Source organism: Microbacterium sp. STRO-2N (genome assembly GCF_057747775.1).
The window spans coordinates 2,419,722-2,444,900 of sequence record NZ_CM173223.1; the positions used below are offsets into that span (position 1 = coordinate 2,419,722).

At 71.0% G+C, this 25,179-nt stretch carries 28 protein-coding genes, 1 tRNA gene and 1 riboswitch; of the genes, 9 read left to right on the forward strand and 20 right to left on the reverse strand.

Annotated elements, in window-relative coordinates; all coding sequences use genetic code 11:
- Positions 1 to 11: 11 nt before the first annotated feature.
- From AC3ANN_RS11340 to AC3ANN_RS11360, 5 genes are all read right to left on the reverse strand, one after another.
- Positions 12 to 1,316: a homoserine dehydrogenase gene (locus AC3ANN_RS11340; protein ID WP_488337505.1), complete on the reverse strand. Its 1,305-nt coding sequence runs from the start codon at positions 1,314 to 1,316 to the stop codon at positions 12 to 14.
- Positions 1,313 to 2,767, reverse strand: a complete 1,455-nt coding sequence (gene lysA, locus AC3ANN_RS11345) for a diaminopimelate decarboxylase (RefSeq protein ID WP_488337506.1) — start codon at positions 2,765 to 2,767, stop codon at positions 1,313 to 1,315. Before lysA ends, AC3ANN_RS11340 begins: the two co-directional genes overlap by 4 nt.
- Before the next feature lie 156 nt (positions 2,768 to 2,923).
- Positions 2,924 to 3,736: an LmeA family phospholipid-binding protein gene (locus AC3ANN_RS11350; RefSeq protein WP_488337507.1), complete on the reverse strand. Its 813-nt coding sequence runs from the start codon at positions 3,734 to 3,736 to the stop codon at positions 2,924 to 2,926.
- A 9-nt stretch (positions 3,737 to 3,745) separates the two neighbouring features.
- A complete protein-coding gene (gene argS, locus AC3ANN_RS11355; RefSeq protein ID WP_488337508.1) occupies positions 3,746 to 5,410 on the reverse strand; it encodes an arginine--tRNA ligase in 1,665 nt (554 codons plus the stop codon).
- Positions 5,411 to 5,456: 46 nt separating this feature from the next.
- The gene (locus AC3ANN_RS11360) at positions 5,457 to 6,305 is read right to left on the reverse strand and encodes a transglutaminase-like domain-containing protein (protein WP_488337509.1); all 849 of its coding nucleotides are present in this window, start codon (positions 6,303 to 6,305) and stop codon (positions 5,457 to 5,459) included.
- A 160-nt stretch (positions 6,306 to 6,465) separates the two neighbouring features.
- On the opposite strand from AC3ANN_RS11360, the gene AC3ANN_RS11365 reads away from it, so the two are divergent.
- From AC3ANN_RS11365 to AC3ANN_RS11375, 3 genes are all read left to right on the forward strand, one after another.
- A complete protein-coding gene (locus AC3ANN_RS11365; protein ID WP_488337510.1) occupies positions 6,466 to 7,290 on the forward strand; it encodes an SGNH/GDSL hydrolase family protein in 825 nt (274 codons plus the stop codon).
- 44 nt (positions 7,291 to 7,334) lie between these two features.
- Positions 7,335 to 7,410: transfer RNA gene (locus AC3ANN_RS11370), tRNA-Arg, on the forward strand.
- Between the two features lie 116 nt (positions 7,411 to 7,526).
- A complete protein-coding gene (locus tag AC3ANN_RS11375) occupies positions 7,527 to 8,762 on the forward strand; it encodes a hypothetical protein (protein ID WP_488337511.1) in 1,236 nt (411 codons plus the stop codon).
- A 30-nt stretch (positions 8,763 to 8,792) separates the two neighbouring features.
- Here the strand turns inward: AC3ANN_RS11375 and AC3ANN_RS11380 are convergent, their stop codons facing one another.
- Genes AC3ANN_RS11380 through AC3ANN_RS11400 form a run of 5 tightly spaced genes read right to left on the reverse strand, consistent with a single transcriptional unit; the run spans position 8,793 to position 12,680 of the window.
- Positions 8,793 to 9,440: an arsenate reductase ArsC gene (locus AC3ANN_RS11380; RefSeq protein WP_488337512.1), complete on the reverse strand. Its 648-nt coding sequence runs from the start codon at positions 9,438 to 9,440 to the stop codon at positions 8,793 to 8,795.
- Entirely contained in the window at positions 9,437 to 9,853 is a 417-nt protein-coding gene (locus AC3ANN_RS11385) for an arsenate reductase ArsC (RefSeq protein WP_488337513.1), read from the reverse strand. The genes AC3ANN_RS11380 and AC3ANN_RS11385 overlap by 4 nt, the downstream gene beginning before the upstream one ends.
- 42 nt (positions 9,854 to 9,895) lie before the next feature.
- Complete coding sequence (locus AC3ANN_RS11390; RefSeq protein WP_488337514.1) at positions 9,896 to 10,828, reverse strand: metalloregulator ArsR/SmtB family transcription factor; 933 nt, start codon at positions 10,826 to 10,828, stop codon at positions 9,896 to 9,898.
- Positions 10,829 to 10,842: 14 nt separating this feature from the next.
- Positions 10,843 to 11,364 (reverse strand): GNAT family N-acetyltransferase, encoded by a 522-nt coding sequence (locus AC3ANN_RS11395; protein WP_488337515.1) that lies wholly within the window; start codon positions 11,362 to 11,364, stop codon positions 10,843 to 10,845.
- On the reverse strand, positions 11,364 to 12,680 hold the full coding sequence (locus tag AC3ANN_RS11400) for an FAD-dependent oxidoreductase (protein ID WP_488337516.1): 1,317 nt from the start codon (positions 12,678 to 12,680) through the stop codon (positions 11,364 to 11,366). The genes AC3ANN_RS11395 and AC3ANN_RS11400 overlap by 1 nt, the downstream gene beginning before the upstream one ends.
- 86 nt (positions 12,681 to 12,766) lie before the next feature.
- Here AC3ANN_RS11400 and AC3ANN_RS11405 point away from each other — a divergent pair, with 86 nt between their 5' ends.
- The 6 genes from AC3ANN_RS11405 to AC3ANN_RS11430 all read left to right on the forward strand — a co-directional run bounded on the left by AC3ANN_RS11405 (position 12,767) and on the right by AC3ANN_RS11430 (position 15,616).
- Positions 12,767 to 13,117 (forward strand): metalloregulator ArsR/SmtB family transcription factor, encoded by a 351-nt coding sequence (locus tag AC3ANN_RS11405; RefSeq protein ID WP_488337517.1) that lies wholly within the window; start codon positions 12,767 to 12,769, stop codon positions 13,115 to 13,117.
- Complete coding sequence (locus AC3ANN_RS11410) at positions 13,114 to 13,797, forward strand: aquaporin (protein WP_488337518.1); 684 nt, start codon at positions 13,114 to 13,116, stop codon at positions 13,795 to 13,797. Before AC3ANN_RS11405 ends, AC3ANN_RS11410 begins: the two co-directional genes overlap by 4 nt.
- Positions 13,798 to 13,939: 142 nt before the next feature.
- Positions 13,940 to 14,065 carry a hypothetical protein gene (locus tag AC3ANN_RS11415; protein WP_488337519.1) on the forward strand — a complete coding sequence of 42 codons (126 nt, stop codon included), beginning with the start codon at positions 13,940 to 13,942 and terminating at the stop codon, positions 14,063 to 14,065.
- A 2-nt stretch (positions 14,066 to 14,067) separates the two neighbouring features.
- The gene (locus AC3ANN_RS11420) at positions 14,068 to 14,742 is read left to right on the forward strand and encodes a DUF6766 family protein (protein ID WP_488337520.1); all 675 of its coding nucleotides are present in this window, start codon (positions 14,068 to 14,070) and stop codon (positions 14,740 to 14,742) included.
- A 157-nt stretch (positions 14,743 to 14,899) separates the two neighbouring features.
- Positions 14,900 to 15,241 (forward strand): DUF7882 family protein, encoded by a 342-nt coding sequence (locus tag AC3ANN_RS11425; protein WP_488337521.1) that lies wholly within the window; start codon positions 14,900 to 14,902, stop codon positions 15,239 to 15,241.
- Between the two features lie 117 nt (positions 15,242 to 15,358).
- A complete protein-coding gene (locus tag AC3ANN_RS11430) occupies positions 15,359 to 15,616 on the forward strand; it encodes a hypothetical protein (RefSeq protein WP_488337522.1) in 258 nt (85 codons plus the stop codon).
- 21 nt (positions 15,617 to 15,637) lie between these two features.
- Here AC3ANN_RS11430 and AC3ANN_RS11435 read toward each other — a convergent pair whose 3' ends face one another.
- The 10 genes from AC3ANN_RS11435 to AC3ANN_RS11480 form a co-directional block, all read right to left on the reverse strand.
- A complete protein-coding gene (locus AC3ANN_RS11435; RefSeq protein ID WP_488337523.1) occupies positions 15,638 to 16,639 on the reverse strand; it encodes a cation diffusion facilitator family transporter in 1,002 nt (333 codons plus the stop codon).
- A complete protein-coding gene (locus AC3ANN_RS11440; RefSeq protein ID WP_488337524.1) occupies positions 16,636 to 17,064 on the reverse strand; it encodes a transporter substrate-binding domain-containing protein in 429 nt (142 codons plus the stop codon). The genes AC3ANN_RS11435 and AC3ANN_RS11440 overlap by 4 nt, the downstream gene beginning before the upstream one ends.
- Complete coding sequence (locus tag AC3ANN_RS11445; RefSeq protein ID WP_488337525.1) at positions 17,061 to 17,201, reverse strand: hypothetical protein; 141 nt, start codon at positions 17,199 to 17,201, stop codon at positions 17,061 to 17,063. The genes AC3ANN_RS11440 and AC3ANN_RS11445 overlap by 4 nt, the downstream gene beginning before the upstream one ends.
- Positions 17,198 to 18,706 carry an FAD-dependent oxidoreductase gene (locus AC3ANN_RS11450; RefSeq protein ID WP_488337526.1) on the reverse strand — a complete coding sequence of 503 codons (1,509 nt, stop codon included), beginning with the start codon at positions 18,704 to 18,706 and terminating at the stop codon, positions 17,198 to 17,200. Before AC3ANN_RS11450 ends, AC3ANN_RS11445 begins: the two co-directional genes overlap by 4 nt.
- 122 nt (positions 18,707 to 18,828) lie before the next feature.
- Entirely contained in the window at positions 18,829 to 20,487 is a 1,659-nt protein-coding gene (locus tag AC3ANN_RS11455) for a SulP family inorganic anion transporter (RefSeq protein ID WP_488337527.1), read from the reverse strand.
- 304 nt (positions 20,488 to 20,791) lie between these two features.
- Positions 20,792 to 21,112: a DMT family transporter gene (locus tag AC3ANN_RS11460; protein ID WP_488337528.1), complete on the reverse strand. Its 321-nt coding sequence runs from the start codon at positions 21,110 to 21,112 to the stop codon at positions 20,792 to 20,794.
- A gap of 10 nt (positions 21,113 to 21,122) precedes the next feature.
- Positions 21,123 to 21,187: riboswitch (guanidine-III (ykkC-III) riboswitch) on the reverse strand.
- A 40-nt stretch (positions 21,188 to 21,227) separates the two neighbouring features.
- Positions 21,228 to 22,115 carry a CPBP family intramembrane glutamic endopeptidase gene (locus AC3ANN_RS11465; RefSeq protein WP_488337529.1) on the reverse strand — a complete coding sequence of 296 codons (888 nt, stop codon included), beginning with the start codon at positions 22,113 to 22,115 and terminating at the stop codon, positions 21,228 to 21,230.
- 22 nt (positions 22,116 to 22,137) lie between these two features.
- Complete coding sequence (locus tag AC3ANN_RS11470; RefSeq protein ID WP_488340823.1) at positions 22,138 to 23,352, reverse strand: MFS transporter; 1,215 nt, start codon at positions 23,350 to 23,352, stop codon at positions 22,138 to 22,140.
- Positions 23,353 to 23,474: 122 nt separating this feature from the next.
- A complete protein-coding gene (gene trmB / locus AC3ANN_RS11475; RefSeq protein ID WP_488340824.1) occupies positions 23,475 to 24,137 on the reverse strand; it encodes a tRNA (guanosine(46)-N7)-methyltransferase TrmB in 663 nt (220 codons plus the stop codon).
- A gap of 100 nt (positions 24,138 to 24,237) precedes the next feature.
- The gene (locus tag AC3ANN_RS11480; protein ID WP_488337530.1) at positions 24,238 to 25,074 is read right to left on the reverse strand and encodes a DUF3097 family protein; all 837 of its coding nucleotides are present in this window, start codon (positions 25,072 to 25,074) and stop codon (positions 24,238 to 24,240) included.
- Positions 25,075 to 25,179 lie beyond the last annotated feature (105 nt).

Genomic DNA, 25,179 nt, shown 5'->3' on the forward strand with positions numbered 1-25,179 from the left:
CCCTTCCAAAGTCATTCACCCTCGACGCGGAGGACCGACACGACGCGCTCGACGACGCCGCTCGCCGCGAGCCGGCTCACCGTATCGCTGAGATCCTGCTCCAGAGCCTTGTGCGTGCCGATGACGAGGCGCGCGATGTCGGCCTCCTCCCCCGCCACGGTCTGCTCGACGGTCGCGATCGACACGCGGCCGTCGCTGAGGATGCCCGCGACCGTCGCGAGGACGCCCGGCTGGTCGTCGACCTCGAGCGTGATCTGGTACCGCGTGGTCACCCGGCCGACCGGCACGATCGGGAGGTTCGCGAGGGTGGACTCCCCCACGCCGACGCCGCCCGCGATGTGGCGGCGGGCGGCCGAGACGACGTCGCCCAGCACCGCGGACGCGGTCTGCACGCCGCCGGCGCCCGCGCCGTAGAACATGAGGTTGCCGGCGGCCTCCGCCTGCACGAAGACGGCGTTGTTCGCACCGTGCACGCTCGCCAGCGGATGCGCGCGGTCGATGAGCGCGGGGTACACGCGCACGGAGATCGACTCGCCGTCGCCGCCGTTCAGTCGCTCGCACACGGCGAGGAGCTTGATGACGTAGCCGGCGTGACGCGCGGAGTCCATCATCGCCTTGTCGATCGAGGTGATGCCTTCGCGGTGGACCGCGTCCAGCGGCACGGCGGTGTGGAAGGCGAGGCTCGCGAGGATGGCCGCCTTCTGCGCCGCGTCGTAGCCTTCGACATCGGCCGTCGGATCGGCTTCGGCGTAGCCCAGGCGCTGCGCGTCGGCCAGCACGTCGCCGAACTCGGCACCCTCGGTGTCCATGCGGTCGAGGATGTAGTTCGTCGTGCCGTTGACGATCGCCATGATCCGCTGCACGCGGTCACCGGCGAGCGAGTCCCGCAACGGCCGGATGATCGGGATGGCGCCCGCGGCTGCGGCCTCGTAGTACACCTCCGCGCCCACCTGATCGGCGGCGTCGAAGATCTCGGGCCCGTGGGTCGCCAGGAGGGCCTTGTTGCCCGTCACGACGTCCGCGCCCGAGTTGATCGCCTGCAGCACGTAGGTCCGTGCCGGCTCGATGCCGCCCATGAGCTCGATGACGATGTCGGCGCCCACGATCAGCGTCTCGGCATCCGTCGTGAACAGCTCACGCGGCAGCTCGACATCGCGCGGGGCGTCCACATCGCGCACGGCGATGCCGACGAGCTCGAGACGGGCGCCGGCACGATCGGCGAGTTCGTCGGCGTGCTGGCGCAGCAGCCCGGCGACCTGCGAGCCGACGGAGCCGGCCCCCAGCAGCGCGACGCGAAGTCGGCGGTAGTCGGTCATGCGATCCCTTCCGTCGGAGCATCCCCGGGCGTGCGCCCATCGAAAGCAGGTGCGGCGGCGACGCCCGCGTCGCGCGCGAGCAGATCGTCGATCGTCTCGCCGCGGACGATCACGCGCGCCTCGCCGCCGCGCAGCGCCACGACGGGAGGCCGCGGCACGTAGTTGTAATTGCTCGCCAGCGAGAAGCAGTATGCGCCCGTCGCGGGGACGGCGAGCAGATCGCCCGGTGCCACGTCCGACGGCAGGTACTCGGCATCCACCACGACGTCGCCGGATTCGCAGTGCCGCCCCACCACGCGCGTGAGCACGGGGACGGCGTCGCTCGTGCGCGACGCCACGCGCGCAGAGAACTGGGCGCCGTACAGCGCAGGGCGCGCGTTGTCGCTCATGCCGCCGTCCACGCTGACGTAGAGCCGCTCACCGCCGTCCTCGAGCGCGACCGGCTTGGTCGTGCCGACCTCGTACAGCGTCACGCCCGCGCGTCCGACGATCGCCCGGCCGGGCTCGAACGCGAGATTCGGGACGGGGATGCCGCGCACCTCGCACTGCCGTGCGACGGCATCCGCGATGCCGACGGCGAGCTCCTCGATGGGCGTGGGGTCGTCGACCGACGTGTAGGCGATGCCGAAGCCGCCGCCGAGGTTGAGCACGGGCAGGTCGCCGTCCTCGCGGAGCTCGGCGTGCAGTGCGACGACCCGGGCCGCGGACTCCTCGAAGCCGGCCGTCCCGAAGATCTGCGACCCGATGTGGCAGTGAAGACCCACCAGCCGGAGGCCGGGGAACTCGCGGATGCGGGCCGCCGCAGCCGGGGCATCCGTCAGCGTGAATCCGAACTTCTGGTCTTCGTGCGCCGTCGCGAGGAAGTCGTGCGTCTCGGCGTGGACGCCGCTGTTGACGCGCAGGAGCACCGGCTGCGTGGCGCCGCGGCGCTCCACGATCGCGCCGAGGCGCTCGATCTCGATCAGGCTGTCGATGACGATCGACCCGACGCCGACTTCGACGGCCTGCTCGAGCTCGGCGGGGGACTTGTTGTTGCCGTGGAAGCCGAGACGGGACGGGTCGGCCCCCGCCGCGAGCGCGACCGCGAGCTCGCCGCCCGTGCACACGTCGACAGCCAGGCCCTCTTCGGTCACCCAGCGCACGATCTCGGTGCTGAGGAACGCCTTGCCGGCGTAGTACACGCGCGCCTGCACGCCGTGCAGCGCAGCCGCGGCACGGAAGGCGTCGAGCGTGCGACGCGCGGTCTCGCGGACGAGGTCCTCGTCGAGGACGTACAGCGGCGTGCCGAATCGGTCTCGCAGCTCGGTGGCCGGGATGCCCCCGAGCCGGAGCACGCCGTCGTCGTCGCGCTGCGCCGTCGCGGGCCATACCGCCGGAGCGAGCGCGTTCGCGTCGTCGGGCACGTGCAGCCAGGCGGGAGCGGCGGAGCGGGTGTGCGGGTCGGCGGACACGGTGGACCAATCGGTGGGAGCTTCGGCGCTGCGGTCGTCCGGGAGTCCGGAAGCGGACCGGATGCCTCGGCCGGAGGGGTCACGCGCCGGGCAGTCCTTGAAGTCTAGGGCACGCGGCATCCGTCGCCCGTGTCGTATGACGCCCGGAGAAGCGCCTCACGCGCACGTGCCGTTGGCACGCAGCGCCGGATCGGTGGCGATGCGGCCGTCGACGTCGAAGTCCGCCACGAGCACGTCGCCCTCCACCGTGACATCGGTGAGCGTCACTCCTGCGGGAAGGTATTGCGCGACGCACACCGTCCAGTCGCGCAGCACGAGATCGGCCACCTGGCCGAACTGCTCGCGCAGCGCGTCGGCGCCGACCTCCGTGCCTGCGAGCTGAAGCGACGCCGGCGTCAGGACGATGTCGCCGTCGACCGCGGAAGGGGTCAGCGCGACGCCGACCGGCACCCCGACTCCGAACAGCTGCAGCTGCATGCTCATGGTCACGGCCGGCGCGTCGATCCCGGCCGTGTCGGCGGGGAAGCCTTCGATCGTCGAGACGAGCCCGTGCAGCTGCTCCTCGTCGAGCGTCACCGTCGCGGTCGCGCCGCCGAGGGCGCCGCCCGTGATCGGCACGTCCCGCGCGGTCACGCTCACGTCGCCGATGAACTGGCCGACCTCGACGTCGTCCGAGGCGACGGTGAGCTCGTCCAGCGTCCCCCCGATGAGCTGGGGGATGATCGACCCGGGGATCTCGACGTCGATCTGCTGGCTCTCGGGGAGCGCGAGCTGCGACCGCACCTGATCGCGGACGACTCCCGTCACGATCTGGCGCGCGATCGCGTCGGCGGCGAACCACGCCACCACCGCGAGCACGACGACGATTCCGAACGCCACGAGCCACGGCCAGACGCGGCGGCGCTGAGGCTCCGCCTGGTCCCAGTCCTCCGGCAGCTGCAGAGTGGGCTGCGTGTCGTCGGCGCTCATGTCGTGGGCCTACATCCTCTCGGGCGCGCTCACGCCGAGCAGGTCGAGGCCGTTGCGCAGCACCTGGCCGGTGGCGTCGTTGAGCCACCGGCGCGTGCGGTGCACCGGCTCGACCGGCTCGTCGCCGAGCGGGATCACACGGCAGTTGTCGTACCAGCGGTGGTAGAGCCCGGCGAGCTCCTCGAGGTAGCGCGCGACCCGGTGCGGCTCACGCACCTCGGCGGCGAACGCGACGATGCGCGGGAACTCCTGCAGCGCACCCAGGAGCGCCGACTCGGTCTCGTGCGTCAGCAGCTCCGGCGCGAACTCCGAGCGGTCGACGCCCGCCGATGCGGCGTTGCGCGCGACATTGTGGGTGCGCGCATGCGCGTACTGCACATAGAACACCGGGTTGTCGTTGGTGCGCTTCTGCAGCACGTCGAGATCGACATCGAGGTTCGAGTCTGCTGAGCTGCGCACGAGCGCATACCGAGCAGCATCCTTTCCCACGACCTCCACGAGGTCTTCGAGCGTGACCACGGTGCCCGCGCGTTTGGACATCCGCACCGGCTGCCCGTTCTTGACGAGGTTCACCATCTGGCCGATGAGGACCTGCAGGTTCACCCCGGGTTCGTCGCCGAAGGCAGCGCACATGGCCATGAGCCGCTGCACGTACCCGTGGTGATCCGCACCGAGCATGATGATGCAGCGATTGAAGCCTCGCTCGCGCTTGTCGAGGTAGTACGCCAGGTCACCCGAGATGTACGCCGGCTCGCCGTCCGACTTGATGACGACGCGGTCCTTGTCGTCGCCGAAGTCGGTCGAGCGCAGCCACGTCGCGCCGTCGGCTTCGAAGATGTGACCGAGCTCGCGCAGCCGAGCGACCGCGCGCTCGACGGCGCCGCTGTCGTGCAGGTCGTTCTCGTGGAAGTACACGTCGAAGTCGACGCCGAACTCGTGGAGGCTCTTCTTGATCTCGTCGAACATGAAGGCGACGCCGATCGCCCGGAACGCCTCCTGCTTCGCGTCCGGCTCGAGCGCGTCGATGTCGCCCTCGTAAGCGAGCGCCACGCGTCGGGCGATATCGAAGATGTAGTCACCGCCGTATCCGTCCTCCGGCGTCGCGCGGCCTTCGTGCGCGGCCAGGAGGCTCCGTGCGAACCGGTCGATCTGCGCGCCATGGTCGTTGAAGTAGTACTCGCGCGTGACCTGCGCGCCCTGGGACGAGAGGATCCGTGCGAGGGAGTCGCCGACGGCGGCCCACCGCGTGCCGCCCAAATGGATCGGGCCCGTCGGGTTCGCGCTCACGAACTCGAGGTTGATCGTGTTGCCACGCTGCGAGTCGTTGGTGCCGAACGCCGCGCCCGCGTCGACGATGGTCTTCGCGAGGGAGCCGGCGGCCGCGGCATCGAGTCGGATGTTGATGAACCCCGGTCCGGCGACCTCGACGCCCGCGATGCCGTCGACCTTCGTGAGGCCCTCCGCGATCTCGGTCGCGAACTCGCGTGGGTTGGCGCCGACCACCTTCGCGAGCTTCAGCGCGGCGTTGGACGCCCAGTCGCCGTGATCGCGGTTCTTCGGGCGCTCGAGCGGCAGATCGGCGGCCGTCAGACCCTCGGACGCGCCCGGGCGTCGCGCCTCGGCGAGCGGAGCGACGACGGCGAGCAGAGCGGCGGAGAGGGCGTCGGGATTCATAGCCGGACCAGTCTAGTTGCGCATCCGGCGCGGCCCGTTCCGGGCCTCAGGCGAGCTGCACGAGCGTCGCGAAGTCGTCGACGGCGGGATCCGCCGCATCCGGCGACGGCGGCGTCGCGAGCCCGTGCACGTTCGCATCGTCCGGCACGGTCCACGCGTCGACGCGCAGGCGGTTCAGTCCGACGTAGCCGCCGTAGTAGCTGAGGAACGCGCAGTCGGCGGCGTCGCGGCCCGTCGCGATGCGCACGAGGGAGCGGCGGTCGGCGAGGCGCGTCGCGTCGATCACGTACCAGGCGCCGTCGTGGTACGCCTCGGCGACAGCATGGAAGTCCATCGGCTGCAGCCCCGGCGCGTAGCACGCGGTGTAGCGGGCCGGCATGTCCATCGCGCGCAGCAGCGCGATCACGACGTGCGCGTAGTCGCGGCAGACGCCCTGGCCCGTCATGAGCGTCGTGACCGCACTGTCGGTGCCCTTGCTGAGACCCGGCGTGTACGTCGTGCTGGACGACACGAACTCCGAGACCGCCGCGATGAGGTCGTGACCCGACAGTCCCCTGAACTGGCGCCGCGCCTGCGGGAACACCTCGTCCGACTGGCAGTACCGGCTCGGGCGCAGGTAGCTGATCGTTTCGAGGTCGCTCGCGCGGCTCGCCGCGGCCTGCCCGTCGACGGTCGCCTCGTAGCGCACCTCGAGCGTTCCGAACTCGCCCGTGAGCCGGTGCAGCCGGCTGCCAGACTGGTCGACGATCTCGGTCGGGGTGTAGACGCGATCGCCCTGCGTGAACGTCAGCCGCTCGTTCGAGATCGGCGCCGCCTGGGCGACGGCGATCTGGAAGATGAGGTCGACGGAGCCCCCCAGATCGAGGTCCATCTCGGCGGTCATGACGCGTTGCACCGAAGTATCCTCGCACGCGCCCGGGAGTGCTCCCGCCGCTGCTGTCGACCGGCGGCGGCGACACGCCGACGGCAGGGCGGATCCTCAGGATCCGCCCCGTCTTTCCGCGCGATCGCACCCCGTGGCGTACGTCGCTCGCGACGTGACTTACCCTCTATGCATGCACGCGCCCGGTCGCCTCAGGGGACGGCGGCCGTGGCTCCCCCTCGCGGGCGCCGCGCTCGCCGTCGCCGCGGTGTGCGCGGTGGGCTTCCTGCGGCCCTGGTCGGCTCACGAACCGGCGGCCCCGGCATCCGTCGCCGCCGACGCGGGACCGGTCGCCGCCACGATCGCCCCCGCACCGCTGTCGCTGCCGGAGGACGCGCGCGTGCTCGTCTTCGGCGACTCGTGGGTCTACGGATCGGCCGCGACGACGCCGACGCTGGGCTTCGCCTACCGCCTCGCCGACGAGCTCGGCGTCGAGACGATCGTCGACGGTGTGCGCGGCAGCGGCTATCTCAAGCCGGGCATCGACGGCCCCTCGTACGGCGAGCGCATCGCCGCGCTTGACCCCGCACTCGCACCCGACGTCGTGCTCGTCGAGGGATCGATCAACGATCGACGCCTCCATCCGGCGGGATATCGGGATGCCGTGACCGCCGCGTGGGACGCGCTCGCTGCGGCGTACCCCGAGGCCGACATCGTCATCCTCGGTCCCGCACCGCAGGTGCTGCCGGTCGAGGAATCCACGCGTCGCATCGACGACGACCTGCGCGCGCTCGCCGCCGAGCGCGGCTGGTGGTACGTCTCGCCCATCGCCGAGGACTGGATCACCGACGCCAACTACCTCGACGTCATCGACACCGGCCCGATCGGCCGCGACCACCCGTCGACCGACGGCCACGCGTACCTCGCCACGCGCGTCGCCGAGGCGATCCGCACCATGAGCGAACCGGCCGACATCGTCGCCGACGCACCCCACGACGAGGAGCTCGTCGGTCCGTGAGGTGAACGGGAGCCGCAGGCAGGGGTGGTAATCTCGATCGGCACGCCTCCGTAGCTCAGGGGATAGAGCGTTGGTTTCCGGTACCAAAGGTCGCAGGTTCGATTCCTGTCGGGGGCACCATCATCGTTGAGAGGCCGGTCCGCGAAGGACCGGCCTCTCAACGTTGCGCCGGCGCCGTCTGTCCACAGCACGCGCGATCCGGTTCCGCACCGCGCCGCACGTTCTAGAGTGCAGGGGTGGAGCACCCCGAAGCGCAGGTCTCGCCGCCGGCCGTCGACGCCACCCCGGCGCCCTGGGCGCCGGTGCAGGCTCCGGACGCCGGGGCTCCGGTGCCGGGGCCGCGACTGAAGCCGCGAGCGGGCGTCGTGATCGCGTGGTGCGCGGGAGCTCTGGCTCTCGTCGTCCTGGCGATCGTCGTCGCGTTCGTACATGTGTCGGCCAACGAGACGTTCGATGCCGCGCACGCGCGACTGGGGATCGCCGCCGAGGAGGAGGCTGACGCGCATCACTCGCTGACCGCCGCGGCATCGGCTGCGGAGCGTTCGCTCCTGTCGGGCGAGCTAATCGTCGCGGCGGCGACCGACGAACTCGTCCATCCGGAGACGCGAGCCGCTGTCGACGAAGCCCTGGCGACGACGTCGGTACGCGTCGACGATGCGCAGGACGTACTCGAAGACGAGGTCGACGACGCCGATGCCCGCAAGCCGTTCTGGACGTGGGAGCTGTTCGCCGAGGCATCCGCCCTCGACGAGCGTTCGGGAGCGGCGATCGCCTCAGCCGAGGACTTCGCCGATGCAGAGCGGACTCTCGAGGATGGGCACGACACTCTCGTCGAGACCGCGATCGCCCTGTTCGCCTCGACCGAAGCCGCCGCGGATGCGCTCGAAGCGGCGAACGTGTCGGCGCGCAGCGCGGCGGTGCTCGACTTCCGCGACGCGGCCGATCGCGTCGCGAAGCAGGCGGGCGTGGGGTCGGACGCCGCCGTGGCGTTCTCGCTCTACGCGTCCAGCGCCGAGGCGCTCAAGGGGTCCGCGCACGCAGAGCTGGCGGAGAAGGCCGGCCCGCTGTACGCGACGCGACTCGAGATCGAGGCGTACGCGCGGTCGATCGCCGGCGGCGTCGTGCTCGACTTCGACTGGGCCCCGATCGTCGCCGGCACCGGCGGGTCGCGGGGAATCGGCGGCACGGCGACGTGGGACTCGGCGCGCGGCGGATCGTCGACGATCACGCTCTCGCACTCGGTCGCCGAATGGTGGCCCAACGCCGATTCGCGTGCGCTCGTCGCGCACGAGGTCGGCCACGCGATCACCTCGAAGTGCCACGACATGTTCGACTCGCAGAACGCCGACGCGAATGAGGAGTGGGCGACGGCCTGGGCCATCAGCATGGGCCACACCGCCGAGGGCAACGGCGTACAGGCCTACGGCTACCCGTCGCAGGAGATGATCGATCTCGCCGCGACGTGCCGCTGACGCCACTCCCCAGCGGCCAGACGGCGCCGGTCAGGCGGCCGGAAGCAGCTCCGACAGGAGGTGCTCCACCCGTTCGCGGATGTCTTCGCGGACGCGCCGGACCCCCTCGAGGTCGAGCTCCGAGGGATCGTCGAGCTGCCAGTCGAGGTATCGCTTGCCCGGGTAGAGCGGGCACGCGTCGCCGCAGCCCATCGTGACGACCGCGTCGGCGGCGCGGACCACGTCGTCGGTGAGCGGCTTGGGGAACTCGTCGGAGACATCCAGACCGATCTCGGACAGCACCAGCGCGACCTCGGGCAGGACCCGCTCGCCTGGCTGCGATCCCGCCGACCGCACGTGGGCACGGTCGCCCGCGATCTGACGCGTGAGGGCGGCAGCCATCTGCGAGCGCCCGGAGTTCTGGACGCAGACGTAGAGGATCTCGGGCACCGGCTTGGCGAGCAGTCCGCGCGACTGCGCAAGCGCGGTCAACCGGTCGCGCGCGAACTTCTCGGCGAGGCTCGGGACATGAGTGCGCACCGACGCCGTCCGCGCGAGAGCCGTGTACGACTCGAAGACGACCCGTTCGACGGTCTCTTCGCTCACCATGCCGGTGAACTGGTGAGCCAGTCGCTCGGCGGCGCGATGCAGGACGGAATCCGGCGACAGCAGGGGCGCCTGGCCCGTCGCCCCGCTCACGCCGCGCCCTGCTCGGGGAGGAGCTCCGCGATGAGCGCCTCCACGCGGTCACGGATCTCGTCGCGGATCGGGCGAACCGCCTCGATCCCCTGGCCCGCCGGGTCGTCGAGCTCCCAGTCCTCGTAGCGCTTGCCCGGGAAGATGGGGCAGGCGTCGCCGCAGCCCATCGTGATGACGGCATCCGATTCGCGCACGGCGTCGACCGTCAGCACCTTCGGCGTGCTGCCCGAGATGTCGATGCCCTCCTCGGCCATCGCCTGGACCGCGACCGGGTTGATCTCGTCCTTCGGCGCGGAGCCGGCCGACAGCACGTCGATGCGATCGCCGGCAAGGGCTCGCAGGTAACCCGCGGCCATCTGCGAGCGGCCGGCGTTGTGAACGCAGACGAACAGGACGGTGGGCTTGGCGCTCATGGGAGACCCGCTTTCTCTTCACGAGAAAGCATAGACGGTGGTCTATGTTTTTGCCAGAGGCTGTTCCTCGTCGATGGCGATCTCGTGCAGCAGCCCGCGTACCCGCTGCTCGATGTCGTCGCGGATCCGCCGGACCTCCTCGAGCGGCCGGCCGACGGGATCGTCGAGGTCCCAGTCGAGATAGCGGCGCCCCGCGTATACGGGGCACGCGTCGCCGCACCCCATCGTCACCACGACGTCCGCAGCCCGTACCGCCTCGTCGGTGAGCGGTTTGGGGAACTCGCCTCCGACCGGTACACCGATCTCGTCCAGAGCCACCACGATCGTCTGGCGCACCTCGCTCGTCGGGGCCGACCCGGCCGTGCGCACCGACACGCGACCACCGGCGAGCTGTCGCAGGATCGCGGCCGCCATCTGGGAGCGACCGGCGTTCTGCACGCAGACGAACAGCACCTCGGGCACCGCGAGCGCGGGGGGCGACGGTGCCGCGTCGGCGCGCACGGCCGCGCGGCTCAGCGCCTCGAGCCGCGTCGCAGCGAACGCCGCCGTGCGCGATGCCAGCCGCGGCGAGGTCGAGCTCCGCGCCAGCAGCCGGTAGCTCTCGTCGACGCAGCGCGCCACCGTCTCAGGGCTGAACGTGCCGCGGAAGCGCTCCGCGAGGGCGCGCGAGATCCGCTCCAGGTCCGGCTGCGTCGATGCCGTGCTCGGGTCGCCGATCAGCGCGTCGACGCGGTCCGCGCTCCCCGGGGCGATCGAGTACCAGACTCGTCGGCCGTCGGGGTGGCGCTCCACGATGCCGTCGTCGAGGAGGGCTCGCATGTGATGGCTCACCGTCGGCTGGGTCAGCCCGAGGGCGTCGGCCGTCCGGCCGACGAGCACGCGACCGTCGGTCGAGTCTCGGATCAGCCGCAGGATGCGCACGCGCGTCGGATCGGCGAGCACGGTCAGCGACCGGTCGGCGGCACCAGCATCCATAGACCGCAGTCTATCTACAGCGGCTTCCCCGGGAGCCCGTTGCGTTCGCTTCGCCGCTCGATCAGCACGGTGTCGCGCCACTGGCCCGCATGCGGCCCGAGCAGGGACCGCGCGATGCGCTCCCGGCGCCCGACGATCCGGAACCCCGCGCGCTCGTGGGCACGGAGGCTCGCGGTGTTCTCGGGGAACACGCTCGACTGGATCGTCCAGTACCCCGCGTCCTCGGCGCCCTCGACGAACGCGCCGAGCAGGAGCGCCCCGATCCCGCGCCCGCGCGCATCGCGATGCACATACACCGAGTGCTCGATCACGCCGCGATACGCGGGGCGGGACGACACGGCGGATGCCGCGGCCCAGCCGACGACGCGACCGTCGGCCTCTGCCGCGACCAGGCGCGGCGCCGCGAGCTTTCCCGCGTCGAAGTCGTGCCAGCTGGGCGTCCGGGTCTCGAACGTCGCCTCGCCGTCCTCGATCCCGTGGCGGTAGATCTCTTCGACGGCGGGCCAGTCCTCGGCGCGCATCTCTCTCACGTGCATCAGGAGCAGCATCCCCCGGAGTTCGACGAGTCGGTCGAGCACACGCCGGTCGCGGGCAGCACGAGTTCGACGTTCGCCGCGGCCGTGGCATCCCCCGCCATCCAGGCGGTGACGGATCGCACCTGCTCGTAGCCGGTGGCGAGGAGGAAGGTCGGCGCGCGGCCGTAGGACTTCATGCCGACGATGAAGAAGCCCGGTTCGGGATGCTGCAGCTCGCGGAACCCGTGCGGCTCCACGGTGCCGCACGAGTGGACGTTGGGGTCGATGAGCGGAGCAAGCCGCTTGGGTGCCTCGACGACATCGTCGAGCTCGAGGCGGATCTCGCGCAGGATGCCGAGGTCGGGGCGGAATCCTGTCGCGCCGACGACCACGTCGGCACCCAGTGTCACGATCTCACGGTGACGGCGGCCGGTCAGCTCGATCCCGTCCGACGTGCGGCGGGCCCTCATGATCTCGAAGCCGTCGATCACCGTGATGAGCCCGTCCGCGATCGCCCGGTCGACGCGGCTTCCCAGCCGCGCCCGGTCGGCCAGCTCGTCGTCGGGAGAGGACGACACGCGGACGGCCTGCGGGTTGCGGATCGCCCACGCGACGGACGTGCCCGGCTCCTGTCGCGCCAGCTCGACGAGGCCGAGGAGGGTGTTCGCCGCCGAGTGGCCCGCACCCACGACGAGCGTCCGCCGCCCGGCGAAGACCTCCCGATCGCGCCCGACCACGTCGGGAAGCGCAGGCATGACGCGGTCGGCGATCTCGTCGCCACCGAGCAGGTCGAGACCGCTCGACGAGAGCGGATTGGGGCTGCGGTAGGTGCCCGACGCGTCGATCACGCCGCGTGCGGCGAACTCGGCGATGCCGCCGTCCTCGGTGCGGACGCGGACGGCGAACGGCGTCGCTGCGCGAGCCCGGGTCCGTGTGCGGTCCATTCCCTCGCGAGCCACGGCGACGACCTCGGTGCGCAGCCGGATGCGGGACGCGATCGCCTCGATTCCGGAGAGGGGCTCGAGGTAGCTCTCGACGAGTTCGGCGCCCGTCGGCGCTGTGCCAGGCTCCGGATGCCGCCACCCCTGCTGTTCGAGCAGTCGGCGCGCAGCGGGGTCGACGAGGTGCCGCCACGGCGAGAACAGTCGCGTGTGCCCCCATGACCGGACGCTCGCCGCGATGTCGGCGCCGGCCTCGAAGACGACGAAGTCGAGTCCGCGCTCGACGAGGTGCGCAGCGGCGGCGAGACCGATCGGGCCCGCGCCGATGATCGCGACGGGTAGCGTCGCCAGCCGATCGTTCTCGGCGACGCGCGGGGTGAGGTCGAGCAGGGTCACAGCAGCCTCCTGGCATATCGATGAGCTTCGATGAACGATTCTGATCCGGTATATCGATACTTGTCAATATCGACTATCATCGATTCATGCCCACGATGCTCGAGGTCGCCGACATCAGCGCCGACGCGTGCTGCTCCCCTCTCGTCCGCGAGCCGCTCACCGCCGAAGAGGCCGAGCAGCTCGCCGTCACCATGAAGGCGCTCGCCGATCCGGCCCGCCTCCGGCTGCTGTCGATCGTCGCCGCGTCCGAGAACGCCGAGGCCTGCGTGTGCGACCTCATCGAACCGGTCGGCCTCAGCCAGCCGACCGTGTCGCACCACCTCAAGATCCTCACCGCAGCCGGGTTCCTCACGCGCAGCAAGCGCGGCACGTGGGCGTACTACGCGCTCGTGCCGGGCGCGCTCGACCGCGTCTCGAACCTGCTCGTCGGCTCGTGACGCGGCTGGCGCGCGCCGCCGCCGGCGAAGCGCTCGGCAGCGCCGGGCTCGCGGTCGTCGTCGTGGGATCGGGCATCGCCGCCCAGCGCCTGTCGCCGGGCGACACGGGGCTGCAGCTGTTCGAGAACGCTTTCGCGACGGCACTCGGACTGGCGGTGCTCATCGTCGTCTTCGCATCCGTGTCGGGGGCTCATTTCAACCCCGTCGTGACCCTCAGCGACATCGTGCTGCACCGACGGGCATGGTCGACGGCCGCGGTGTACCTGCCGGCCCAGGTGCTCGGGTGCATCGCCGGTGCCGTGCTCGCCGATCTGATGTTCGCCGTTCCCGCAGTGGCGTTGAGTACCACCGACCGCAGCGGACTGCCGCTCCTCCTCTCGGAGGTCGTCGCGACGGCGGGTCTCATCGTCGTGATCTTCGCGCTCGTGCGCACCGGCCGCTCGTCTGTGGCAGCGCCCGCGGTCGGCGCCTACATCGGCGCGGCGTACTTCTTCACCGCCTCCACGAGCTTCGCCAATCCCGCCATCACCGTGGGCCGCATGTTCACCGACACGTTCGCGGGCATCGCGCCGGCCTCCGTGTTGCCCTTCATCGGCGCGCAGCTGGTGGGCGCCGCCGTGGGCACGGCCGTGGTCGTCCTGCTCTTCCCGGCGCCGCGGGCGACGACCGAGACCGGTTGACGCCTGTCCGTCGGCGCAGACCGCCCGGTCGGCCCGGGACGGTTCCCGATCCGCCCCCCGCTTGTCAAGGGTGTTCTCCCGGCACACCGACCGTTCCATGCTGACAGCACCGTCTCGTCGCGGTGCAGAGGAAGGAGCAGGCATGGTCGACTTCACCCCCGAGGAGGCCGGCGCGCGCAAGGGAGAGGCTGTGGTCTTCTGGTCGTGGATCTCGGTCCTGGCGCTCGGGCTCGTCTACATGATCGCTCTTCCTCTGGCCGGGAGGTGAGCATGCGCCCCCTGCGCGACAACGCGCTCAGCATCGCCTTCGGCGCGATCTTCGTCCTCGCCCTCGCCGGCCAGTCGGTCGCGGGATGGCTCGAGAACAACGAGCGATTGCAGCAGCACGGCATGCCGGCCGAGGGATTCGGCGCGTTCGTGACGTCGTCCGAGTTCATCGTCGATGTGGCCGAGAACTGGCAGTCGGAGTTCCTGCAGTTCTTCCTGTTCATCGCAGCCACGATATGGCTCGTGCAGCGCGGCTCCCCCGAGTCGAAGAAGCCGGGCGACGAAGGACCCGGCACGGACGAGGACCAACTCGTCGGCGAGCACGCGCGGCCCGACTCCCCCGCGTGGGCGCGGGCCCGCGGCATCCGTCAGACCATCTACTCGAATTCGCTGCTGCTGGTGATGGGCACGGTCTTCGTGCTGTCGTGGCTCGCTCAATCACTGGCCGGCGTGGTCGTCATGAACTCCGAGAACGCCGAGCACGGGCAACCCCCGATCGCGTGGGTCGAGTACCTCGGCTCCCCGGACTTCTGGAACCGGACACTGCAGAACTGGCAGTCGGAGTTCCTGGCGGTCGGAGCGATGATCGCGCTGTCGATGTTCCTCCGCCAGCGCGGCTCGGCCGAGTCCAAGCCCGTCGGTGCGCCGCACCACGCGTCCGCCGTGTCGAGCGAATGATCGTGTCGCGCGCGACCGTGAGGGGTGCTCGACGCACGATCGAGCCCCTGGCGCGCGGGCGCCGACCGCGGGATCATGAGGTGACCAGGCAGATAGGCGTCCCTCCCAAGCGGACCATCGCTTCGTTCGCCTTCAGCCTCCGCGCCGGAGGCGCATCATGGGCAAGTTGATTTACGAGGGAACCGTCAAGGTCGACTTCGACGACCGGACACTCGCGCACCTGCAGCTGGTGATCGGCACCAAGCTCAGACGCGGCGAGCCGTTCCACTTCACGTGGCGCGACGACGCCAGCATCGGCGACGGGCGGACCACGATCTGGGTCCACCCCCGCTGCTCGCTGGTCTACAAGTTCTACGGCAGCCGGACTCCGCGGCTGAACCCGGCCTGGATCGACGCGCTCGCTCACACCGCCAGCTCTCCGTCCGGCCTGTACCTCGTGCCCGAGCCGCCCCAGCCCGCGGCGGCTGAGCCCGTCGACGAGCACGAGCTGCTGCGCTGATCCGTCGACTGCTCGCCGCACGTCGCCCCATGTACGCCGCACGCCCGCCGTTGTCAAGGCGATGGGCGGGGTCCGGAGCCGATGGGACGCTGTGCCGCGGGGGCGACGGGAGCGGTGATGAAGCGAATCGACATCTACTACGGCGGCGAGCACTACAGCGTCGGCGGGCGCGATCTTGAGGATGTCACCCACGAGATCACGGAAGGCGTCACCTCGGGGCCGCGATGGCTGGAGGTCAACGACGGGGAGGGCGAGGCCCGTACGGCATACCTGCTGCTCACCGCAGGCGTGGAACTCGCGGTCGTGCCTATCCCCGACGAATCGGTCGGCCCCGGCGCGCTCGACGGCGACGGCACCCACACGGACGGGCGCTGATCGCCTGGAGCAGGCGGGCACTCACGGCCTGTCGCCTGTCACTCGACGCTCGCGGGCCGGCTGGGCCCGCTCGGCCTCGTCGGGCAGGGTCGGCATCGGGATGACGACGATGTCCTGCACCTTCCAGTCGAGGGCAGCGAGCGCGTCGCGGGCGTCCTCGAGGTCGTGCACCTTGACGCGCTCGCGCTCCGGGACGACGAAGACCTCGACGTGGAACACCTGGCCCATGTCGCGCATCCGGACGGCCGCCTCACGGACCCACGGCAGCTCGACGGCACGGTCCACGATGCGGTCGGCGAGTGGGTGGGGTCTTGCGTCGTCCTCAGTGCGTGCGCGCTGGTCGATGAGGTCGCGCACCGCCGCGCGCGCATTGCGGAATCCGTCCCACACGATGCCGAGCGAGATGAACAGCGCCGCTGCGCCGTCGAGCCACCATACGCCGATGCCGATGCCCAGCACTCCGACGATCGACGCCGCGTTGGTCTGCCAGTCGGCCTTGGCCATGTCGGCGTCGGCGTAGAGCACCTTGTTGTGCAGCACCGGAGCGATCTTCGCCTTGGCGTGCCCGTAGAAGAACGGGCCGATCGCGATCAGCGCCATGAGCGAGACCATGATCCAGCCGAGCCACACGGTGTGCCCGAAGAGGTTCACCGTCCCGATGGAGGCATGCTCGGCGCGCACCAGGCCGGTGATGGCCTCGACAGCGAGGTTGCCGCCGACCGCCAGCAGCGCGACTCCCGCAACGAGATGGCCGACACCCATCACGCGATGCAATCCGAAGGGGAACGCCCGGCTGGGCCGGCGACGGATGAACAGCAGCGCCACCAGGAAGGCGATCTGCGGGATGAGCGACAGCATGTCCTCGATCCACGCCGTGCGCATCGCCTGGGACCCGCCCACGACGAACGCGATGATCGTGATGGTCACGATCGTGTAGCCGATCGTGAACCACTCCCACCGGATCGCTCGGCGCAGTGCGTCCTGCTGGACGGGCGGGAGGTCGGTGCGCCCCATCGACTTCATCGCTCGAGCTCCCGGTCGAGGAAGGTCTCGAGCTCGGCCTGCCACGCGTTCTCCCCCATCGGCAGCAGCACCACCACCGGCGCATCGGAGGACGGCACCGACGAGTACGCGCGCGTGACGGCCACGCGATCCGTCCAGGGCGTCCGATCGGTCATGCCGCCGATCGCGAGGTCGAGGTCGCCCGATTCGAGACCGTCGACGAGCTCCTCCTCGCTCCCGGTCGTCCACTCGACCTGAGCGTCGATCGTCTCGGCGAACTCCTCGACGAGCTCGCCCAGCGAGCCGCCGACCTCGCCATCGTCGATCGTCACCAGCTTCCCCGAGGCGGAGGCCCCGGCGCGCAGCTCGCCGCCGCGCACGCGGTCGAGGGTTCCGCCCGGATCGGTGGGGACCGTCATGCCGCATCCCGCCAGGAATGCGGTCACGAGAAGTATCGGAACCGCGCCTTGTCGGCGGCGGCGCCGATGGGCTCTGCGGCGTCGGGCCATGCCACGAGCATGCCGCGTTCGCCGGCGCGCCGCGAGCACCTTGACCGGTGATCCGCCCGCTGGTAGCCGCTCATTCCTCGGCCGAGGAGAGGCGCGCCACCGCCGGTCCCTCCAGAACCTTCCCATCGGGCGAGAAGCGCGAGCCGTGGAGCGGGCAGTCCCACGTGCACTCCGCGTCGTTCCACGACACGATGCCGCCCAGGTGGGTGCACACGCCGGACACGCGACGGGTCACGCCCGCGACCGTCGACTCGGCGACAGGGGACATGCCCCGCCGGACGACCCGGCCCTGCCCGTCCTCCGGCGGTCCGTCCCCGGCCTGCGCGACGCCGGCCCGCACCCAGTCCGCGACGAGATGACCGCCGACGCTCGCGTTCGCCTGCACGGCCTCGCCGATGTCGGCGAGGCCCGCGTGGTGGGCGTCGAGGGTCGCCGCCCACGGCTGGTGATGGTCGAGGATGCGACCAGCGATCCGGAGTGCCGATGCGACCGCGTTCGTCATCCCCCACTTGTCATACCCCGTGGCGGCGAAGATGCGGCCGCCCGCCCGCGGCAGCGCGCCCGCGAAAGGCAGGTGTGAGACGCTGCGGTAGTCCTGGGCCGCCCACCAGGTGCGGCGGCGGGCGCCCGGCCAGGACGAGGCCGCCCATCGGTCGAGCTCTGACAGCAGCGCACTCGTGCGCTCCGCACGCCCGGTGGGATGCCCGCCCGAACCGAGCGTGAGCACCCTGGTGCCGCCGAAGTCGTCCCACCGGATCGACCGTGAAGGATCGTCGAGCGACAGGAACATGCCGTCGGGCACGGGCATGTCGTGCGGAAGGTCGTACGCGACCACGAACGAGCGCGACGGCACGAGCGTGGCGAAGAGGAAGCCCCGATCGAGCGGCACCGCCCCGGTGGCGAGCACGACGGTCGCGCATCGGATCTGGCCGCGAGTGGTCTCCACCGTGACCCCGTGGTCGTCGACCTCGGCATCGGTGAGCCGGCATCCCGTGACGATCGGCACGCCGTCCGCGCGCAGGCGCCACGAGAGCTCGGCGAGCAGCCGCATCGGGTGCAGCTGGTACTGACCTTCGAGGCGAAGGGCGGCCTCCACCTCGAACGGCAGGCCGAGCTCGTCGTGCGGCGACCGGTAGGTGCGTTCGACGGGGATGCCGGCGGCCTGCGACGCCGAGTACTCGCGATCGATCGCCATGACGCCGTCGGTCGTGGTGGCGTACGTGACTGCAGGCCGCTCGGCGATCACGCCTGTCACGGAGCCGAACTCGCGCCGCACCCACTCCTGGGCGGCACGGTTCGACTCGACGTACGCGCGCAGGGTCTCGTCATCGGCGTGAGCACGGATGCGCGACAGCACGTCGCCCTGCAGGAGGCTCAGCTTTCCTGTCGTGTTGCCGGTCGTGACCGACCCGATCGAGCGCGCTTCCACCACCGCGACCCGCATTCCGGCGCGATGCAGCAGGGCGGCGACCACCAGCCCGGTGAGTCCGGCACCGGCGACCACGACGGTGCTCCCCTTCGGCGGCACCGAGGGATCATCGGGGATGTGCGGGGCGGTCTGCCTCCACAGGGATTCCATCCGGCCTCCTCCCGCGGTCGGTGCTCACCGCACCGTCCATCGGTCGTCGGTACGAGTGTCCCGCGCCGCCGCCCGCGCGTCGACGGGGTTGACACCGGAGAGCGGCCGCCGGTACCCCCGGTTCAGCCGGTCGAACCGCCGGGGGCTGCGGCGAGCGCTCCGACCGCGGCGCGGTTCGTGTCGAAGATGGGCCGATCCGACAGCAGGTCGAGCTCCTCCAGCCGCGCCTTCGCCATCGGCCGCACGCGGCTGAACGCCAGCGCGACGTCGTGGTCGCGCAGCCACTTCTCCAGGCCTTCGAACGCCTCGGCGCCGGTGACGTCGATGTCGGTCACAGCCTCCATGTCGATGACGAGATGCCGTACCGGTTCCTGCGCCGCCGTGACGGCACGCTTCACGGCGGACGCGAACACGGCGCCGTTCGCGAAGAACAGCGGCGCCGCCAGCCGCACGACGATCACGCCCGGGGCCGTCGTGGTGCCGGCGGGCGCGTCATCCAGCAGCGACTCCTGCGGGTCTCCCTCGTACGCGAGCACGTCGATCGCGGGATTCGCGGCGCGCTTGGCCAGATTGACGAGGGCGAGCACGAACGCGACCAGGATGCCGGGGATCGCCCCGACGAACACGGTGACGAGGAAGCATGTCGCGCCGACGGCGAACTCGAAGCGGTCCATGCGCCACAGCCGCCGGAACTCCGCCACGCCCAGGAGCGGCAGGATAGCGACGGCGACGACCGCGCCGATGGCAGGCGAAGGGATGTCGGCGAGCAGCGCCGTGCCGAAGAGCAGCAGCAGGAGCGTGCCGGCGGCGAGCACGATCGAGGGGAGCTGCGTGCGGGATCCCGCCTGGTCCATCGCGGCGGTGCGCGACGTCGAGGATCCGACGGCGAAGCTGCCCTGGGCGCCCGCGGCGATGTTGACCAGGCCGAACGCGAACAGGTCGCGGTCGGCATCGAAGGGATAGTGCCGCTTCTCGGCGTACGAGCGGGACACGAGCAGTCCCTCCGCCGTCGTCACGAGCGTCAGCGCGATCGCCGACGGCACGAGCGCCAGCCAGGTCGTCCACTCGATGACCGGCCACGTGAACGAGGGCGCGCCGGCCGGCACCTCGCCCAGCACGGCGATCCCCTTGTCGTCGAGGTCGGCGACCACGACCACCGTCGTCGACACGATGAGCACCACGAGCGCCCACGGGATGCGCGGGAGGAACCGGCGGCCCGCCAGCAGCACTGCGACCGAGACGGCCGCGACGCCGAGCGACCAGACGTTGAACGTGCTCATCCCGGTCACGAGCTGCGAGACCTTCTCGACGAACTCCCCGCCCGAGTCGATGCTGACGCCGAGCATCTTCGCGATCTGGCTCACCATGATGTCGAGCGCGAGGCCGCCGACGAACCCGATCAGGATCGGCTTCGACAGGAAGTTCGCCAGGAACCCCATCTTGAACACCGAGAGGAGCAGGAAGAGGATGCCGCAGATGATCGCCTGCGCGAGCGCCAGGGTGGCGTAGTTCGCGCTGCCGGCGGCCGCGAGGCCGCCGATCGACGATGCGACGAGGGCCGCGGCGGCGGCGTCCGGCGACGCCACCACCTGACGGGACGACACGACCAGGGCGTATACGACCGTCGGAAGGATGAGCGCGTACAGGCCGGCCGTCGGCGGGAGACCCGCGATCTGCGCGTAGCCGATGTTGAGCGGGATCGCGATCGCCAGGAGCGTGACTCCCGCGGTGACTTCGGTGACGAGGTTGCGCGCGGTCAGGCCTGCGAGCGGTCGTTGCATTCCGGCTCCCGTGTGATGCAGAGGCGGGGCCCGGGCGAGGTTGGACCCACGTACACCCTGGCACGGCTCGGGCGGCGGGAGCGCACGCCGCGTCGGGTATCGCGGCGCACATGAAGATCGCCTCGGTGCCGAAGCATCGAGGCGATCATCAGTGCGATATGCGGTTTCCGTGTCTGGTTCCCTTTCGGGTTCCTCGTCTCTGTTTTCTCTTCGCAGGACTGAATCTACTCAGCCCGGTCCTGTCGTCAAGAGTCCACGGAGAAGTCATGTCGACATCAGGTTGAAGGTGAGGAATCCGGCATATTCACTCGTGGCCGACGAGCTTGAGGCCCACGACGCAGCCCACGAGGCCGAGGATCAGCAGGAGCCTGACGATCGAGAAGGCCTCGGCTCCGGTGATCATCGCGTACGCCACGGTGAGGGCCGCGCCGATGCCGACCCACACGGCGTACGCGGTGCCGGTGGAGATGTCGCGCATCGCCCACGCGAGTCCGCCCATGCTTGCGACCAGGGCGACGCCGAACACCACGCTCGGCCAGAGCTTGGTGAAGCCCTCGGATTTTCCGAGCGCCGTCGCCCACACGGCTTCGAGCACGCCCGAGATGATGAGGATGACCCACGACATGACTGTGCCTCCTGGCCAGTCTTGTCGCACACCGGGTACTGATCCCTCGTCCGGGGGTCCGGTCGGGACCCGCGTTCCACGCTACCGGATGAGCCTGATCACCCTCTGCGCACGATCAGACCAGGAACAGCCAGTCCAGCATGCCCGGATTGTGCGCGTGGACGAGCACGAGGAAGACGACGGCGTCGAACAGCAGGTGCACCGTGACGACGTAGGCCAGCGACCGGGTCTTCATGAAGATGAAGCCCTGCAGCAGCGCGAACGGGATCGTGAGGACCGGCCCCCACGCCTGGTAGCCCAGCTCCCACAGGAACGACACGAAGACGACGGCCTGCAGCACGTTCGCCTGCCAGTCGGGGAAGTGCCGCCGCAGCAGCGCGAAGCACGTGCAGATGAAGAACAGCTCGTCCCAGATGCCGACGCCGCCGACCCCCACGAAGAGCCGTGCGATGAGGTCCGGCGTGTCGACGACCGGCCAGTTGAGGTACACCCCCGAGGTGATGAAGTAGAACGGCAGGATCAGCCAGCCGAGCACGAGCACGGCGACCAGCCACGTCCACTGGAACGTCGTCCACCGCCCGCCGCCGCGCCACGGGAAGCGGATCGCCCAATCTCGGTACACCCACCGCGAGATCGCATACGGCACGGCGACCGCTCCCCCGAGCGCCACCGTGAAGCGGAGGATCGCCACGTTGTCGAGCTCCGCTTCGAGCGGGATCGCGCTGACGATCAGCAGGCCGGCGGCGATGAGCGACAGATCGCGCACGAGCGAGGGACGACGGATGCCGGCGGCCGGTGGGGTCGCGTCGACGCGGGGCGCGGCATCCGCTCTCTCCAGCAGCAGCGCCACCACGAGGCCCGCGCCCAGGAGCGCCCAGCCGATCCACGGGATGCGTGCCACGAAGAACGCGGGAGCCGCGAGGCACACCAGCAGCGCGGGCGCGAGGCGCCACGACCACGCGGGGCGGGTGAGGACGGGGGCGGCAGTGGGGTGGGCGGGCATGGTGCCTTCGGGTCGGTGGGGCTCAGTGGTCGAGGGGGTGGGCGATCTCGTCGGCCGGCATGCGGGCCACGAGGTACGCGACGGCGCCGAGGAAGAGCGGGATGACGCCGGCCGCGATGAAGATCGACTCGATCGGCACGACCTGCGCGAGCGGACCGGCGAGCGCCATCGACAGCGGCATGAGCGCGAGCGAGACGAAGAAGTCGAGGCTCGAGATGCGCCCGAGCATGTGTCGCGGCACCCGGCGCTGCAGCAGCGTGCCCCAGATGACGTTGCCGTAGCTGAATCCGAAGCCCACCAGGAACAGGCACAAGGCCATGAGCCAGTACTCGTGCGTCACCCCGACGACGGCGAACGGCAGGGTGCTGACGCCCCACACCCCCATCATCACGGTGAGGTAGCGGCGCGGGAGCTTCATCGACGACACCACGATCGAGCCGACGACCCCGCCGATCCCGTAGATGGCGAGGAGGAATCCGAACCAGCGCGGGTCCTCGCCGATGCGCTCGCGCGTGACGAACGGCAGCAGCACCTCCTCCGGTCCGACGAACACGAGCACCCACCCGGTGGCGAACAGCAGCGTCCACAGCAGCCAGGGCGTGCGCACCGTGAACCCGACCGCCTCGCGGAGGTCGTGGAGCACGCCGCGCACACCGCTCGGGGCCTCGCGCTGCTCGTCCGCCGTCGCGGGCGGCTCCGGACCGACGAACAGCAGCAGCACCAGCGCGAGCGCGTGCGCCGCGGCCACTCCCCACGCGGCGTGGGCAGGCGCGAGCACGGCGGCGACGATCATGCCGGCAGCCGCGGGGCCGGCCGCCTGCTGCAGCGCGGGACGGATTGCGCCCTCGAGGCCGTTCGCGGCGAGCAGCTGCGCGGGCGGCAGGATGCGCGGCAGGATCGCGCTGTATGCGGGGAAGAAGAAGCCGGCGCCCGCGCCCAGCAGGAAGGCGACGATCGCGAGGTGCGGGATCGTCGCGACGCCCAGCACGCCGGCGACCGCCACGGAGGTGATGGCGAGGAGATTGACGAGCTCCACCACGCGCAGCAGCAGGCGCCGAGGGATGCGGTCGGCGGCGATGCCGCCGGGGATCGCGCACAGCAGCAGCCCGACGGCGTTCGCCGCGGCCACCACCGAGAGCTCGACCGGCCCGCCGCCCGCGTCGATGACGGTGTACACCATCACGACCGCCCACATTCCGGCGCCGAAGATCGAGAGCACGACGGCGCCGAAGAGCATGCGGAAGTCGCGGTGCGCGAGCGGCCGCACGAACCGCCATCGGTCCCGCACCACGCGGCCGGCCGGCTCGCCCGTCTCGCCCGGGATCGGAACCGGGCCTGTGCCTGACCCCGGGATCCCGCTCATCGGCTCACGCGGCGATATGTCAGGTCGCGGATCTCACGGCCGACGCGCGCGCCCTTTCGCTCGAAAGCCGTGAGCACGCGACCCTCGAAGCGAGGCGCCCACTCCTCCTCGAAAGCCGGCTCGAAATCGGCGGCCGCGGACAGGACCTCGCGCATCTGCAGCGCATAGTCCTCCCAGTCGGTCGCGAGGCGCAGCATCCCGCCGTCGCGCAGCGCGCCGGCAGCGACGCGGGCGAACTCGTCGGTCACCAGGCGGCGCTTGGTGTGCTTCTTCTTGTGCCACGGGTCGGGGAAGAACACCCAGAGCTCGTCGACGGATGCCGGGGGCAGCAGGTGCTGAAGGACCTCGGGGGCGTTCGCCTCGACGAGCCGGAGGTTGCGCGCCCCGGCACGGTCGGCGTCGAGCATCGTGCGGGCCAGGCCCGCCCGGAACACCTCGATCGCGAGGAAGTCGTCGCCGGGGCGCGACGACGCGGCGTGGACGATCGCGTGCCCTTGTCCGGACCCGATCTCGACGATGAGCGGCGCGTCGCGGCCCCACACCGCGACCGGGTCGATCGCCGCCCCCGGCCGGATGCTCGTCGAGGCGACGTCGCGCGTCGCCTCGATCACATAGGCAGGGGCGAGCTCGGTCCAGGCGCGCTCCTGCGCCTCCGACATCCGTCCGCTCCGCCGCACGAACGACACGGGGCGGTCGCGGAACGTGCGGGTCTGGGGCGTCGATGCGGCGGGGTCGGACACCCCTCCAGGCTACCGAGGCCTACTGCGTGACGAAGTCGATGAGCTCCTCGACGCGACCGAGGAACGCAGGCTCGAGGTCGCGGTAGCTCTTCACCGAGCCGAGGATGCGCTGCCACGCACGCGCGAGATCGGCCTGATCCCGCGCAGGCCAGCCGAGCGCCTGGCATACGCCGACCTTGAACTCGATGCCGCGCGGCACGTCGGGCCAGCGCTCGATGCCCATCGAGCGCGGTGTCACGCACTGCCACACGTCGATCCACGGGTGCCCGACGATCAGCACGTGCGCGCCATGGCGTCCGCGCGCGATCGCGTCGGCGATGCGCGACTCCTTCGATCCGGGAACCAGGTGGTCCACCAGCACGCCGTAGCGGCGCTGCGCCGACGGCGGCTCCTCGTCGAGCGCAGCCTCCAGCAGGTCGACGCCCTGGAGGTACTCGACGACCACGCCCTCGGCGCGCAGGTCGTCGCCCCACACCTTCTCGACGAGCTCGGCATCGTGCCGGCCCTCGACGAGGATGCGGCTCGCGCGCGCGGTGCGGGCGCGAGCCTCCGGCGCCGCGAACGACCCCGACGCGGTGCGCTGCGGTCCGGTGCGCGCGGGCGTCGCCGCAGGAGGACCGAGGACGACATCGCGCCCCTCGATCAGGAAGCCGGGGCCGAGCGGGAACAGCCGGCGCCTGCCGACGCGATCCTCGAGCTCGACCATGCCGCCCGCGACACCGACCACGGCGCCGCAGAAGCCGTCGCCCGCGACCTCCACCACGAGATCGCGGGATGCCGCCACCCGGGGCAGCTCCCGCACCCCGTGGCCCTTCCAACCCGTGGCCAGCACATCGGCGCCGTAGCGATCGTCCATCCTCGTCCTCCGGATCGGCAAGGCTACCGGCACTGCCGCGCTCAGCCGCGCAGCGACCCGCTGCGCGGCGACGGCCGGGGCCTCGGGCTACCGTCGTATCGCCGT

What these genes read in the sequence shown, in the direction of transcription:
- trmB (WP_488340824.1), bottom strand. Translation starts at nt 24,137, where the DNA reads ATGTCGGAGGCGCAGGAGCGCGCCTGGACCGAGCTCGCCCCTGCCTAT.
- AC3ANN_RS11435 (WP_488337523.1), bottom strand. Translation starts at nt 16,639, where the DNA reads ATGAAGTCGATGGGGCGCACCGACCTCCCGCCCGTCCAGCAGGACGCA.
- AC3ANN_RS11420 (WP_488337520.1), top strand. Translation starts at nt 14,068, where the DNA reads ATGCGCCCCCTGCGCGACAACGCGCTCAGCATCGCCTTCGGCGCGATC.
- AC3ANN_RS11415 (WP_488337519.1), top strand. Translation starts at nt 13,940, where the DNA reads ATGGTCGACTTCACCCCCGAGGAGGCCGGCGCGCGCAAGGGAGAGGCT.
- AC3ANN_RS11450 (WP_488337526.1), bottom strand. Translation starts at nt 18,706, where the DNA reads ATGGAATCCCTGTGGAGGCAGACCGCCCCGCACATCCCCGATGATCCC.
- AC3ANN_RS11385 (WP_488337513.1), bottom strand. Translation starts at nt 9,853, where the DNA reads ATGAGCGCCAAGCCCACCGTCCTGTTCGTCTGCGTTCACAACGCCGGC.
- AC3ANN_RS11465 (WP_488337529.1), bottom strand. Translation starts at nt 22,115, where the DNA reads ATGCCCGCCCACCCCACTGCCGCCCCCGTCCTCACCCGCCCCGCGTGG.
- AC3ANN_RS11365 (WP_488337510.1), top strand. Translation starts at nt 6,466, where the DNA reads ATGCACGCGCCCGGTCGCCTCAGGGGACGGCGGCCGTGGCTCCCCCTC.
- AC3ANN_RS11470 (WP_488340823.1), bottom strand. Translation starts at nt 23,352, where the DNA reads ATGCTCTTCGGCGCCGTCGTGCTCTCGATCTTCGGCGCCGGAATGTGG.
- AC3ANN_RS11460 (WP_488337528.1), bottom strand. Translation starts at nt 21,112, where the DNA reads ATGTCGTGGGTCATCCTCATCATCTCGGGCGTGCTCGAAGCCGTGTGG.
- AC3ANN_RS11430 (WP_488337522.1), top strand. Translation starts at nt 15,359, where the DNA reads ATGAAGCGAATCGACATCTACTACGGCGGCGAGCACTACAGCGTCGGC.
- AC3ANN_RS11455 (WP_488337527.1), bottom strand. Translation starts at nt 20,487, where the DNA reads ATGCAACGACCGCTCGCAGGCCTGACCGCGCGCAACCTCGTCACCGAA.
- AC3ANN_RS11445 (WP_488337525.1), bottom strand. Translation starts at nt 17,201, where the DNA reads ATGAGCGGCTACCAGCGGGCGGATCACCGGTCAAGGTGCTCGCGGCGC.
- AC3ANN_RS11405 (WP_488337517.1), top strand. Translation starts at nt 12,767, where the DNA reads ATGCCCACGATGCTCGAGGTCGCCGACATCAGCGCCGACGCGTGCTGC.
- AC3ANN_RS11395 (WP_488337515.1), bottom strand. Translation starts at nt 11,364, where the DNA reads ATGCACGTGAGAGAGATGCGCGCCGAGGACTGGCCCGCCGTCGAAGAG.
- AC3ANN_RS11425 (WP_488337521.1), top strand. Translation starts at nt 14,900, where the DNA reads ATGGGCAAGTTGATTTACGAGGGAACCGTCAAGGTCGACTTCGACGAC.
- AC3ANN_RS11350 (WP_488337507.1), bottom strand. Translation starts at nt 3,736, where the DNA reads ATGAGCGCCGACGACACGCAGCCCACTCTGCAGCTGCCGGAGGACTGG.
- argS (WP_488337508.1), bottom strand. Translation starts at nt 5,410, where the DNA reads ATGAATCCCGACGCCCTCTCCGCCGCTCTGCTCGCCGTCGTCGCTCCG.
- AC3ANN_RS11390 (WP_488337514.1), bottom strand. Translation starts at nt 10,828, where the DNA reads ATGGATGCTGGTGCCGCCGACCGGTCGCTGACCGTGCTCGCCGATCCG.
- AC3ANN_RS11480 (WP_488337530.1), bottom strand. Translation starts at nt 25,074, where the DNA reads ATGGACGATCGCTACGGCGCCGATGTGCTGGCCACGGGTTGGAAGGGC.
- AC3ANN_RS11340 (WP_488337505.1), bottom strand. Translation starts at nt 1,316, where the DNA reads ATGACCGACTACCGCCGACTTCGCGTCGCGCTGCTGGGGGCCGGCTCC.